We start from the raw sequence: 13,499 nt of genomic DNA on the forward strand, positions 1-13,499 counted from the left end.
ATAGTTAATACGACTTAAACTATTTTGGAGGTAATGCTTATGAGCGGAGCGATCACGGTTGTTGGTCTCGGTTCGGGAGGAGAAGACCAGCTGACGCTTGGAATACTGAAGAGGTTGAAGCAAGCGCCGCATGTCTATGCACGGACACTCGATCATCCGGTGTTTAATGATCTGTCAGATCTACAATTAACGATTACTTCTTTCGATAATATATATGAAGCCAAGAGTTCTTTCCCCGAGGTCTATGATGCGATTACGGAGGAGCTGATCCAGCTGGCAGCCGGAGCGGCCGCAGGGGAAGAGATCGTGTACGCTGTACCCGGACACCCCATGGTAGCGGAAGCTACAGTTCGCCTCCTGAAGGAGCGTTGTCCAGAGCGGGGAATAGAGCTGACGGTACTCGGCGGGGAGAGCTTCCTGGATGAAGCCTTCACTAGGCTCGGCTTTGATCCGATTGAAGGCTTTCAGCTGCTTGATGCCGGTGTCATTGACGCAAGCCTGTTTCATCCTCAGCTCCATACGGTGATAGGACAGGTGTATGATATGTTTACCGCTTCCGATGTGAAGCTGAGCCTGATGGAGGTCTATCCTGACGATACTCTGGTCTATGCCTGCCATGCGCTCGGGGTGGAGGGTCAGGAGCAAATTCATGAAGTTCCGCTATATGAGCTGGATCGGGTAGAAGGGTACGGCAATCTATCCTTGATCTATGTACCGAGAAGAGACGATGAGCAGCTGCGCAGACGTACCTTCAGCCGTTTGCACGAAATTGTGGCCATTCTCCGCAGCCCGGAAGGCTGTCCATGGGACCGCGAGCAGACGCATGCTTCGATCCGCAAGAATCTGATTGAGGAGACCTATGAAGTGCTGGAAACCATCGATGATGATGACCCAGACCACATGAAGGAGGAGCTTGGAGATTTGCTGCTCCAAATTATGCTTCACTCCCAAATGGAGGAGGAGCTGGGCTCATTTAACGTATATGACGTGATTGAAACGCTGAATGATAAGCTGATCTTCCGTCATCCGCACGTCTTTGGCGATAACCAAGCAGAGGATGCAGGCGAGGCGCTCGCGAACTGGGAAGCGATGAAGCTTGAGGAGAAGAAGCGCAAAGGGCAAGAGAGCGAAGATACATCGGCCCTGGCGGGGATCCCAAGAGATCTGCCTGCTGTGATGAAATCGTACAAGCTTCAGAAGAAAGCGGCCAAAGTCGGGTTTGACTGGGACGACGTAAGCGGCGTCATCGCCAAAGTCGAGGAGGAGCTGGCTGAGCTGAAGGAATCGATTGCCGAAGGGCAGTCTCCACAGGAGCAAATGCTGGAGCTCGGTGACATTTTGTTTGCGTCCGTCAATATCGCAAGGTTCATTGATGCTGATCCGGAGGAGGCGCTGTCTGCCGTAAACCGCAAGTTTAGCCGCAGATTCCGCTACATTGAGCAGCGGCTGGCCGAGCAGGGACGTACGGTCCATGACAGCAGCTTGGATGAGATGGAAGGATACTGGCAGGAAGCGAAGCAAGTACTAAAGGATTTTTGATGGAACCTGCTTCATCGCTCCAAGGTCATGTGGAGAAATGGATTCAGCGAATAAGGAATTGGAATAGCATTCCTATTTCGCGAGAGGCGGCCTTGTTTGACAATGGCCCCTAAAATATCGTATTCTTGATCAAACCATGGGACAAATACCGGGGTTGTCACAAAAAAAGATCCGTCACAGAAGGATTTTTACGGTATAAGCAAGAATAGAAAAATAGTAAAGTTACGTGACAGGACAGCGTTAGTGCGCTACGGCTTTAGTTACGTATCATTTTCTTTAATTTGGGAGGCTTTTAATCATGAACAAAACAGATCTAATTAACAACATCTCTGAAAAGAGCGGATTAACTAAAAAAGACGTTGAGTCTGTACTTAACAATTTCTTGGGTGAAATTACGGATGCACTTGCAAGCGGCGATAAAGTTCAATTGATCGGTTTCGGTACTTTTGAAACTCGCAAACGTTCCGGACGTACGGGACGCAACCCGCAAACAGGAACAGCGATTGAAATCCCTGCTTCTAACGTTCCAGCTTTTAAAGCGGGCAATAAACTTAAAGAAGCCGTAAAGTAAATGCGTGTTGATAAATTTCTTAAAGTGTCCAGGCTAATTAAGCGCCGTACCGTGGCGAAGGATGTCTCTGAGCAGGGGAGAGTGCTGATCAATGGACGCGAGGCGAAGCCCAGCACAAGTGTTAAGGTGGGCGACGAGATCACGGTCCAATTCGGGCAGAAGCTCGTTACGGTTCGCGTCGAGCGATTAGCCGAGAGTACACGTAAGGAAGAGGCATCCAGCTTGTTCTCTGTGGTGAAGGAAGAAGCCATCGCCAAGGATAATGGAATTTTTTAAATGCCGTCAACATCATGGAAGAGCACTCTATCCCTTGGTCGGATAGAGTGCTTTTTTCTATTCATGGTATGTTCTAATCTCTGTATCTCGCCCATAAGCTAGGTGTAAGAAGGGAGGGGTACATGCCATGATGGAACAAACGAAGCTGAAACAGCACAGCATGTCGATTCAGAATCGGAAGCTGCTCGATATTACGGGTGTCATGAATGTAGAGAGCTTTGACAGTGAGGAATTTCTGCTCAAGACAGAGCTCGGACATCTGACGATTCGGGGCAACAATTTACATATTAAGAACCTCAGCTTGGAGGAAGGATTGCTCTCAATTGAAGGGTACGTCAGCTCCCTTGTATATCTAGATCCCGGTTCTAATGTTAAATCTGGTAAGGGGCTTCTTGGCAAGCTGTTTCGATGAATCCTGAGCTTCAGTGGCTTACACTGGGGTGGATGCTCCTCTCCGGAGGGATTATGGGAATTGTGTATGACAGTTACCGGGTGCTGTCAGGCCAGTTAAGATTTCCGCGGTGGAGCATTCATATCCTTGATTTGATGTACTGGCTGATTGCAGCCTTATTTATATTTCGAACCCTCTATTCCGTTAACCATGGAGACTTGAGGTTTTATGTCTTTTTAGGTCTGTTCATAGGGGTTTGGATCTATTTTTTGGTTTTAAGTGTTACGATCCAAAAATTTGTGGTAATGTTAATTGGAATTGTAAAACGTTTGGCATATGTGGTTTACCGGATATTAAATGTACTGATCGTTCTTCCGATCAAAGGGATACTAAGAATCCTGCGCATTTTATTCGGATTTATCATGGCTGCGTTTATTTTTATCATCAAGATGCTGTACCAGTTGTTCAGACCGATATTGAAGCTGCTCTATTGGCCGCTTAGACCACTGCTCAGCAGATGGAAGACGCCGATGTGGCTGCAACGTGTATGGGTTCGGATCAAAGAGTGGTGGACCTATTGGTTCTAGACCACCCTGATTAGGATGAAGGAGGTTCCACGGATGAGTAAACCGTCTGGACGTCATGCTCGAAGTACATCTCAAGGAAATACACAAAAATCAAAAACGACGGGGGCGCGCAGGCGAATCATGCTGTGGCTCACCTTTATGATTTGCTTTACAGGGTGGGCCGGATACACGTTCTATAGTCAGTCTGTTCAAATGGCGGACAAGAGTGCCAAGCTTGAGCAGGCAACGAAGGTCAATGCTGAGGCTCAGAAGGAGAAGACTGAACTGTCCAACGAAGTGGAGCGGCTGCAGGATCCAGAATATATTGGGCAGCTGGCACGGAAGAAATACGGGATGTTTCTACCAGGCGAGACACCCATTTATCCAGTAGACGAATAGGACAGGCAGGTACTCTGTAATCAGACAGAATTACTGGTATTTGATGCATATATAACCGTAAAATAGGCTCTAAAGCAGGCGTCCGCTCAGTTGACCTTGCTTTGTGGCATAAGGTATAATTGACATACCGCAACAGATTCAAAAATCGGGTTGTATAATTTTAAGGGAGGATCATTTTATTCTATGGCAATTGAAGTGGGCACCAAGTTAGAGGGCAAAGTGACAGGCATCACGCATTTTGGAGCATTTGTGGATCTGTCAGGAGGTGTCACGGGTCTCGTTCACATCTCGGAAATCGCCGATAATTACGTTAAGGATGTCAATGATCACCTGAAGATCAATGACGCCGTAACCGTTAAGGTTATTAACGTTGATAAAGACGGCAAAATTGGACTTTCCATTAAGCAGGCGGTAGATCGTCCTGCAGGTGAAGTACAACAACAAGCTCGTCCGCCAAGAGCACCAAGACCGGAACGCACAGGTGGAGACAGAGAACGATTTGGCGGCGGCGGCAGCGGTAGTGGCGGCGGTAGCTATAACAATCGTGAACGGGGAGGGCGTCCTTACAAACCTTCTTCCGGCAAGCCTTCGTTTGGCAAGCCTTCATTCGAGGATAAAATGTCACGCTTCCTAAAAGACAGTGAAGAGCGAATTTCGTCGCTGAAGAAGAACACGGAAGGCAAACGTGGAGGCCGCGGCGCGAAACGTATGTAAGTTATCAACCTGATCTTACGCATAGATTGTAACGTATGGAAGAACCACAGACTTTTAGAGTCTGTGGTTTTTTTGTCGCTTGTGAAGAATCGTCCGACAGGTTTCAAGCGAATTCCGGTATTCTCTTTTCATATCGCTAGCAAATTTAGGCGGAAGGGTGCATGCAGAATAGAGTAACTTGATTCGAGTGGGAACGGACGAACCTAGACAGGCGCTTCATTCGCCTGCGTTTCTCTGAACTTTCGCACACTCCCTGTTTTTGTCGGAAATTTCTTTTGGCACGGTCTGTGTTTCTGACAAACTTTCACAGAACAAGCTGACTATAATGGGTACCATCAAATCAAACGATTGGGGTGCCAAATTAATGGACAAGTGGAATGTAATACCTTTCCCTGGACTGAGAACAGGCAAAGGAGGCAAAGCCATTCGTAAAGAAGCGGGCACGAGAATCAAATCCTGGGCGGGATCGCTGAAGGCCGTACAGTTCATTGCGGAGAAGAAATGGATGATTCTGCTGACGGTAATGGGTTTTTTGCTCGGAAAGGCTATGATATTGGACGAGCTGTCTCCCTTTGCCATAGCCTACTTCGCCGTCATTATGTTCCTGAGAAGAGATTTTTTGCTCCCGGTAGGGATCGCTATTTTGGCCGGAGGGTTTTTCGCACCCTATCCCACACTATTTACGATCGCCGCCGAGGTCAGCATTTTCTATCTGCTCTATCGAGGACTCTCGTCTTTTGGCAAAACAGAGCTGTCTTACGCACCGGTGATGGTATTCACTTCAGCCTTTATGGTCAATTTGTTTACCGTCCTGATCGGACCCTCATTCACATGGTACGCGGTCCTAATGATGACCATCGATGCCGTACTCAGCTTCGTGCTCACTCTTGTGTTTATTCAAGCCATTCCCGTGTTCACCTATCGCAAGAAGAATGTAAACCTCCGCAGCGAGGAGATCCTGTGTCTTATCATTCTACTGGCATCCGTTATGACAGGGGCTGTCGGTTTTACGGTATATAATCTATCCGCAGAGAATGTACTGTCACGATATCTTATTCTGGTTTTTGCCCTAGTAGGGGGTGCACCGCTTGGCGCATCGGTCGGGGTAATCACGGGACTGATCTTAAGTCTGGCCAATATGTCAGCGATCTATCAGATGAGCTTGCTTGCTTTCTCCGGTATGCTGGCGGGGATGCTGAAGGAAGGGAAGAAGATGGCTGTCTCTCTAGGGATGCTGCTTGGCTCCTCCATTCTAGCCATTTATCTGGGTGGAACAGGAGATGTGATCACATCCACCTATGAGAGCTGTGCCGCGATATTGCTCTTTTTGCTGACACCGAAGAGTATATTAAATGTCATATCGAAATACGTACCTGGCACGCAGGATCATAGTCATAATCAGCATGAGTATGCGAAGCGGATCCGAGATCTGACAGCAGAACGTGTAACGAGATTCTCGCAGGTGTTTAAGCAGCTGTCGAAGAGCTTTGATCAGATGTCGGAGGCACCTGAGATCAAGCAGGGACAACAGGACATGGAGCATTTCATGAATGCGGTGGCTGACGGGACTTGTGCTGCCTGCTTCAAGCAGTCTCAGTGCTGGGACGGGAAGTTCTATCAGACATATAAGTATATGACGGAGATGATGTCGGCCATTGAAGAGAATCCAGACTTTGAAGCTAAGGATATTCCTGCTTCCTGGACGAAATCCTGTGCCAAGACGGAGGCTGTCTTAGACGTGATGAAGCGTCAGTACGGGCTATACCAAGATAATATGCAATGGAAGCGGCAAATATACGACAGCCGTGTGCTGGTTGCCGAGCAATTGTCCGGCGTGTCTCAGGTAATGGAGGACCTGGCACGTGAGATTCAACGGGAAACGACGATTATGCATAAGCAGGAGGATCAGATTCGTTCTGCTTTGGAGCAGCTCGGTTTATCCATTCACAGCATCGACATCATTAACCTGGACGCAGGTCATGTCGAGATTGAGATCGTACATGCGTATACGAAAGGATTTGATGAATGCCGCAAAATTATTGCACCACTGCTGTCCGATATTTTAGATGAACACATTGCTGTAGTAGAGGAGGTTATGACTTTACCAAAACAGGGTTTGGCGACGGTTACCTTCGGTTCGGCAAAAACCTATGAAGTTACCACAGGTGTAGCGGGAGCAGCCAAGGGAGGAGGACTCTTGTCTGGTGACAGCTACAGCACAGTCGAGCTTGGGAACGGTACCTTTGCTGTTGCGCTAAGCGATGGGATGGGCAATGGAGAACGAGCAAGAATGGAGAGCAGCACAGCCCTTAACATTTTGGAGCAGCTGCTTCAATCGGGAATGGATGCCAAGCTGGCCATTAAGTCTGTCAATTCTATTCTGATGCTGCGATCTCCGGAAGAGATTTATGCCACAGTGGATATGGCACTGATCGATCAATATTCTGCCCAGTCCACTTTCTTGAAGATTGGGTCGACACCAAGCTTTATCAAGAGGGGAGATGAGGTTATCCCTGTGTCTGCAAGCAATCTGCCGATAGGGATTATTAAAGATATTGAGGTTGATCTTGTCAGTATCCAGCTGAATCCGGGGGATATCGTCATTATGATGACCGATGGCATCTATGATGCACCCGGCTATGCGGTGAATAAAGAAATGTGGATGAAGCGGATGATCCAGGAACTGGATAGCGAAGATCCACAGGAAATTGCCGATATTTTGCTAGAGAGAGTCATTCGTTATCAGCAAAATAAAATTCATGATGACATGACGGTTGTAGTCGGCAAAGTAGATCACTTCAGACCTGAATGGGCAACCCTGCGTATTCCGGGAATGGATCGAATGGAGCGGCCGAGAACAGTCAGCTGATCAGGCTCTATTATATAGAAGAAAAGAAAAAAATCCCCCGTTTGAATCAAATCAACACTGGAAATAATAGGAATGATCCAGTTGATTTGAAAGGGGAATGAAGGATGAAGCAGATTTTGCTGATTACAGATGGATGTTCGAATGTTGGATCAAGTCCGGTTCTTGCAGCGGCGCATGCCTTGGAGGAGGGCATTACCGTCAATGTGGTCGGAGTAGTGGATTACGGGACCATTGGAGAGCTGGGAGGTCAGGAGATCGATGAGATCGCGAAGGCCGGCGGGGGGATCAGCCGTATCGTTGGTACGCCTCATTTGGCCAAGACGATGCAGATGATGACACGCAAAACGGTGGTTCAGACAATTGAGCTGGCGGTTAATAAAGAGCTGAAGCAAATTTTAGGCAAGGGGACATTAACGGAGCTGCCACCGCAACAGCGCGCGGAGGTTGTGAAGGTAATGGACAACTTGAGTGAAACGACTCCCTTGCAGGTCGCGCTCTTAATTGATGCTAGTGCGAGCATGAAGCCCAAGCTTCCTGCTGTTGAAGAAGGAATCCGGGATTTAATGCTGAGCCTTCAAGCGCGTGAAGGCATTAGTCAGATTTCTGTATTTCATTTTCCGGGAAAGCATGGGGGCGAGGATGCCGTCAATGATATCCCTTGGACGAACGATGTTCATGCCCTACGCTCGATGTTTAACAGACTCCAGATGAGGGGAGCAACCCCGACAGGACCCGCAATATTAAAGGTGATGGATTATTACCGTTATGGTACACTAAACGAACACGAGCTTATATCTTATGATCAAGGGACTAAAGAAGGGATGCTGGGTGACTATGCCGCTGGATCCTGATTTTTCTCCTGGAACGGTGGTAACCGGCAAATGGAAACAGGGCAAGTATGTTATCCTGAGAACGCTGGGTAAGGGAGCAAACGGGATCGTTTATTTGGTTCAGCGTGAACCGGGTGGAGGCCGGTATGCGTTGAAGATGGGCTTTAATGGAGTAGACTTGCAGTCAGAAGTTAATGTCCTGACATCGCTCGAAGGTCAGTATTCACAAGCTGGACATAAGTCCGCTTCCTATCTTAAGGAAGTGGATGATTACCGGATTAATGGTATCGATATTCCTTTCTATGTGATGAAATATGTTCGAGGAGAACCGATCCATCATTTTATTCAGAAGCATGGCTCGGACTGGATTACGATTACGGGGTTAAGACTGCTGAAGAAGCTGGCCGAGCTGCATCGCCTGGGTTATATCTTCTGTGATCTAAAGCCGCAAAATGTACTCGTCACCCGGTATGGGGAAGTTGAGCTCATTGATTACGGCGGAGTAAGTCCAGTTGGACGCAGTGTCAAGCAGTTTACAGAATGGTATGATAGAGGATACTGGAACGCGGGAAGCCGTGTGGCAGATCCTGAATATGATGTATTTTCCTTTGCACTCCTGCTCATTCATCTCTTGGAGGGAGATGAGTTACAGCAGCTTGCCGGAGAAGGTCTCCCCCAATTGAGGGGAATGGGTCCACTGTCTGCACTCATTCAGCGCAGCGAGAGGCTCTCTCCATATAAAGGCTGGCTTGCACCAGCGGTTCAAGGGAAATTTGAAAATGCGGAGATCGCATTTCTGCATTGGAAGAAGCATGTGTATGGACCGGTTAAACGGCAAAGAGAGTCCAGATCTGAGCCCGCTCCTAGATGGTTAATTCCATCGTTTGCATTATCTGCTCTAATCATGGCCGGGGCGATTATGTTCCTGCTCCGCTGATGGTTTAGAGGTACATAGGCTAACCTTGATTGATAGAAAGAAGGAGCAGCATGGAAGGACGCAACAAGCTGAGCAAGACGGCACTTCAGGTGCTAGAAACGGCAGAGGCTTTTGGTTTATGGCAGCCGGGTTACCGGATCGTGGTCGCAGTATCCGGAGGGGCGGATTCTGTGGCTCTTTTACATATCCTGAACCAAATCTCGCAATACCACACACCGCTTACTCTGATTTGTGCTCATGTTCATCATGGTTTTCGGAGAGAGTCTGATCAGGAAGCGGAGATGGTGAGAGAATTTGCCGAGTCTCTATTGATTCCGTTCGAGATGACAAGGGTAAATATACCGCAGTATGTCGAAGACAGCGGAAGGAATGCTCAGGATGCTTCACGTGAGAAGCGATATGAATTTCTTCATCAGATCGCTGCCCAATATAATGCGGATAGTATTGCTCTGGCGCATCATGCCGATGATCAGGCGGAGACAGTACTGCTTCATTTACTAAGAGGGAGCGGTCCTTCGGGACTCACCGGAATAAAAATTAAACGTTTTGAAAAAAACGTGGAACTTATTCGACCTTGTCTACGTATTAACAAGACGGACTTGGCTCATCATTGTGAACAATATGATCTGCCCTATGTTATTGACAGCAGCAATATGAGTACGAAGTACAGAAGAAATGCGATTAGACTGGATGTACTTCCTTTTTTGGGGCAATATAATGGTCAGTTTACAGAGTCACTGAATCGCTTGGCTGAGGTCATGAGTGTTGAAGATGATTATATGGATACCATCTCCCGGCAGACGTATTCCGAAATGGTTCAAAATTCAGAGGGCAGCCTGTCTTTTAAAGTGACTGATTTTAAGGAGCTACATGTCGCTTTACAACGGAGGTTGATTAAATTAATATTAAATTATCTGCCTTCGAACGATGATTTTGTTGATTTTTCGAGGATTGAAACCATTCGCAGAGGTGCGGTTCAGCATGAGCCCACAACGTGGAGCCACGATATTGGCCAAGGAATTGTTTGCATTCGGGAATATGATAATATCATTTTTTCTACCCAGAGGTCTTCTGTATCAGAGCATTATAATTACCAGTTGGATTTCTTGGATGGAGACGCTCAATTGGATCTTACTGAGATTGGCACAAGACTTCATTTATCCTGTCTGGACAATGGGTTCAGGCCGGTTTCTGCTAGTGAAGCGCTGTTTGATGCGAATACATTCATATGGCCGCTTACGATTCGTTCGCGATTGCCTGGAGATACCATGAAAGTGATGGGATTAAACGGAAGCAAAAAGGTTAAAGATATTTTTATAGATGCCAAAATTCCGCCGTCCCTGCGTTCTCGTATTCCCGTAATATGCGATGGTGCCGGAAACATCATCTGGATTCCGGGCGTACGTCGCTCGATTCATTTCCCGGTAAGTGAAGATTCTACGTCCATCATTCGAATGCTGGTGGAGGAACTTTAGTGGGCCCGAGTGACAGTAATGGTGCAGGTAAGACTTTCATAGTATAACTTAGGAGGTTCGCGACGTTGCAGAACGATATTCAAGAAGTATTGATTAGTGAAGAAGAGCTTCAGAGCAAGATTAAGGAATTGGGAGAAATCCTGAGCAAGGAATATGCAGATCGCAATCCTTTAGTTATTTGTGTACTTAAAGGCGCGTTTATATTTATGGCTGATTTGGTGAAGAACATTACTGTTCCAGTTGAAATGGACTTTATGGCTGTTTCAAGCTATGGAGCTTCGACCAAGTCGTCAGGCGTTGTCAAAATCATTAAAGATCTCGACGCGAGCGTTGAGAACCGAGACGTCCTCATTGTGGAGGACATCATTGACAGCGGTCTTACACTGACTCACTTAATTGATCTTCTGCAGCGCAGAGGAGCCAAGTCAACGACAGTGGTAACCTTGTTTGACAAACCTTCAGGCCGAAAAGTCAATCTGGAGGCTGACTACACAGGCTTTGTGCTGCCTGATGCATTTGTAGTCGGATACGGTTTGGATTATGCAGAGAAATACCGGAACCTCCCCTACATCGGGATTTTGAAACCGGAAATTTACACTAGCTGATATCCCAGCCATTAAGTAAGGATAACGTTCCTCCCTTTGTTGAGAAGGGCAGAATGGCTATGTTAAAATAACTTAAGTGTCTTGAGAGGAGGTAGGGGATGAATCGGTTCATCCGGAATTCTGGCTTTTATTTAATTTTATTTTTAGTAGTGGTCGGTATCTACCAGGTAATTAATGGTGGAAATGAAGCGGCTGATACCCCTAAATACAATCAGTTTCGGCAGGAGTTATCCGCTAACAACGTAAAGAATCTGAGCCTCCAATTTGACGGTTACACATATCGTGTAACAGGTCAATATAATGAAGTAGCTGAAGGGGAACCAGAAAATTTCATTACGTATATCCCTTACACTGAGACTGCTGTACAGGAAATCGTTGAGGCCAGCGAGACCAATGGCTTTGAACTTGAGCAACAACCGATGAAGGGTGACAGCATTTGGCTGACACTGCTAACATCGTTTATCCCTCTTATTTTGATGTTTGTCCTGTTCTTCTTCCTGTTCAATCAGGCACAGGGCGGCGGCGGCAAAGTGATGAACTTTGGCAAGAGCCGTGCACGTCTGTATAACGAAGAGAAGAAGAAGGTTACTTTTGAGGATGTCGCAGGAGCTGATGAAGAGAAGCAGGAGCTTGTCGAAGTCGTAGAGTTCTTGAAGGATCCTCGTAAATTTGCGGCAGTTGGCGCAAGAATACCAAAAGGGGTTCTGCTTAACGGTCCTCCGGGAACAGGTAAAACGCTTCTTGCTCGTGCAGTTGCAGGAGAAGCAGGCGTACCGTTCTTCAGTATTTCGGGTTCTGACTTCGTCGAAATGTTCGTCGGTGTCGGTGCATCCCGTGTACGTGACTTGTTTGAGAATGCGAAGAAGAATGCACCATGTATCATCTTCATTGACGAGATCGATGCGGTAGGTCGTCAGCGCGGTGCCGGACTCGGCGGCGGTCATGACGAGCGTGAGCAAACGCTCAACCAGTTGCTCGTTGAAATGGACGGCTTTGGTGCAAATGAAGGTATTATCATTATTGCTGCGACGAACCGTCAAGATATTCTTGACCCAGCCCTTCTCCGCCCAGGACGTTTTGACCGTCAAATTACGGTAGACCGTCCGGACGTTAAAGGCCGTGAAGCAGTTCTGAAAGTACATGCGCGCAACAAACCACTTACGAAAGACGTTAAGATGGACGTTATTGCGAAGCGTACGACCGGGTTTACCGGTGCAGACCTGGAGAACCTGCTGAATGAAGCAGCACTTCTGGCTGCAAGACGTAATCGTAAAGACATTTCCATGCGTGAGATGGATGAAGCGATTGACCGTGTCATTGTTGGTACAGAGAAGAAGAGTCGTGTAGTCAGCGATCGCGAGAAGCGCATTGTCGCTTATCACGAAGCGGGCCATACGATTGTCGGATATTTCTTGGAGCATGCCGATATGGTTCATAAAGTAACGATCGTCCCACGTGGACGTGCAGGCGGATATGTTATCATGATGCCTAAAGAAGATCGTATGCTTGCTACGAAGCCAGAGCTGCTTGACCGGATTACTGGTTTGCTCGGCGGACGTGCTGCAGAGGAAATCTTTATCGGTGAAATCGGAACCGGTGCATACAGTGACTTCCAACAAGCGACAGGCATTGTACGCAGCATGGTTATGGAGTATGGTATGAGTGAGAAGCTCGGACCGCTTCAATTTGGTAACTCTCAAGGACAAGTCTTCTTGGGACGCGATTTTGGACACGAGCCTAACTATAGTGATGCGATTGCCCATGAAATCGACCAAGAGATGAGACGCATGATCACAGAATGCTATGAGCAAGCTAAAGAATTGCTTAACAAGTATTCCAAGGAAGTGCATCTGATTGCTGAAACTCTTCTTGAGAGAGAAACGCTTGATCTTGAAGACATTAAGCAGTTGATTGAGAAAGGTGCCATTACTGACAAGGGTTCTGACTCATCCGGAGGCTCTTCCGAGAGCGGCGAGCCTGTCATCGATAATGTTGGTGATGTGCGTGTCCGCATTCAAGGTAAAGAGAACAACGGATCTCAGCCTGGTGATATTTCCAATGATGGTCCGAGTCAGACAGAGCCTGACACAACATCATCTAACCCAGAGTCTGGGGATACAAATTCACCGGATCACAACAAACCAACGACGTAATGAATGAGTCATAAAAGAGATTAAACCGGAGAACGCACGAGCGTTCTCCGGTTTTTTTGATTTAACATGGACATTGACCCGTAATTTGCGACAATTTTGTGAATTGACACATAGAGGAACCTTCTGTAAATTAGGTGTAAACCTGAATCAGCTTCATTGCCTCAGAAATTCAAG

Annotated in this window: 13 protein-coding genes; all 13 read left to right on the forward strand. The window is 47.2% G+C overall.

Annotation, left to right across the window (positions count from 1 at the left end):
• Positions 1-39: 39 nt before the first annotated feature.
• The 13 genes from yabN to ftsH all read left to right on the forward strand — a co-directional run bounded on the left by yabN (position 40) and on the right by ftsH (position 13,325).
• Complete coding sequence (yabN, locus tag PUW25_RS00225; protein ID WP_047914153.1) at positions 40-1,539, forward strand: bifunctional methyltransferase/pyrophosphohydrolase YabN; 1,500 nt, start codon at positions 40-42, stop codon at positions 1,537-1,539.
• A 298-nt stretch (positions 1,540-1,837) separates the two neighbouring features.
• Positions 1,838-2,110 (forward strand): HU family DNA-binding protein, encoded by a 273-nt coding sequence (locus PUW25_RS00230; RefSeq protein WP_047914152.1) that lies wholly within the window; start codon positions 1,838-1,840, stop codon positions 2,108-2,110.
• Positions 2,111-2,386, forward strand: coding sequence for an RNA-binding S4 domain-containing protein (locus PUW25_RS00235; protein ID WP_047914151.1), 276 nt, complete (start codon positions 2,111-2,113; stop codon positions 2,384-2,386).
• A gap of 127 nt (positions 2,387-2,513) precedes the next feature.
• On the forward strand, positions 2,514-2,798 hold the full coding sequence (gene yabP, locus PUW25_RS00240; protein ID WP_047914150.1) for a sporulation protein YabP: 285 nt from the start codon (positions 2,514-2,516) through the stop codon (positions 2,796-2,798).
• Positions 2,795-3,364 (forward strand): spore cortex biosynthesis protein YabQ, encoded by a 570-nt coding sequence (gene yabQ / locus PUW25_RS00245; protein WP_274338503.1) that lies wholly within the window; start codon positions 2,795-2,797, stop codon positions 3,362-3,364. The genes yabP and yabQ overlap by 4 nt, the downstream gene beginning before the upstream one ends.
• 33 nt (positions 3,365-3,397) lie before the next feature.
• Positions 3,398-3,742 carry an FtsB family cell division protein gene (locus PUW25_RS00250; RefSeq protein ID WP_274337853.1) on the forward strand — a complete coding sequence of 115 codons (345 nt, stop codon included), beginning with the start codon at positions 3,398-3,400 and terminating at the stop codon, positions 3,740-3,742.
• A 183-nt stretch (positions 3,743-3,925) separates the two neighbouring features.
• The gene (locus tag PUW25_RS00255) at positions 3,926-4,456 is read left to right on the forward strand and encodes a S1 domain-containing RNA-binding protein (protein ID WP_047914147.1); all 531 of its coding nucleotides are present in this window, start codon (positions 3,926-3,928) and stop codon (positions 4,454-4,456) included.
• A 364-nt stretch (positions 4,457-4,820) separates the two neighbouring features.
• Complete coding sequence (gene spoIIE / locus PUW25_RS00260; RefSeq protein ID WP_047914146.1) at positions 4,821-7,325, forward strand: stage II sporulation protein E; 2,505 nt, start codon at positions 4,821-4,823, stop codon at positions 7,323-7,325.
• Positions 7,326-7,429: 104 nt separating this feature from the next.
• Positions 7,430-8,176, forward strand: a complete 747-nt coding sequence (locus tag PUW25_RS00265) for a VWA domain-containing protein (RefSeq protein WP_274337854.1) — start codon at positions 7,430-7,432, stop codon at positions 8,174-8,176.
• A complete protein-coding gene (locus tag PUW25_RS00270) occupies positions 8,160-9,092 on the forward strand; it encodes a serine/threonine protein kinase (RefSeq protein WP_338000051.1) in 933 nt (310 codons plus the stop codon). The genes PUW25_RS00265 and PUW25_RS00270 overlap by 17 nt, the downstream gene beginning before the upstream one ends.
• Before the next feature lie 50 nt (positions 9,093-9,142).
• Positions 9,143-10,567, forward strand: a complete 1,425-nt coding sequence (tilS, locus tag PUW25_RS00275) for a tRNA lysidine(34) synthetase TilS (protein WP_274337856.1) — start codon at positions 9,143-9,145, stop codon at positions 10,565-10,567.
• A 65-nt stretch (positions 10,568-10,632) separates the two neighbouring features.
• Positions 10,633-11,172 carry a hypoxanthine phosphoribosyltransferase gene (gene hpt / locus PUW25_RS00280; RefSeq protein ID WP_047914143.1) on the forward strand — a complete coding sequence of 180 codons (540 nt, stop codon included), beginning with the start codon at positions 10,633-10,635 and terminating at the stop codon, positions 11,170-11,172.
• 98 nt (positions 11,173-11,270) lie between these two features.
• The gene (ftsH, locus tag PUW25_RS00285; protein WP_047914142.1) at positions 11,271-13,325 is read left to right on the forward strand and encodes an ATP-dependent zinc metalloprotease FtsH; all 2,055 of its coding nucleotides are present in this window, start codon (positions 11,271-11,273) and stop codon (positions 13,323-13,325) included.
• Positions 13,326-13,499: the final 174 nt, after the last annotated feature.

The organism is Paenibacillus urinalis (assembly GCF_028747985.1).
In the GTDB taxonomy this organism is placed as follows: domain Bacteria; phylum Bacillota; class Bacilli; order Paenibacillales; family Paenibacillaceae; genus Paenibacillus; species Paenibacillus urinalis.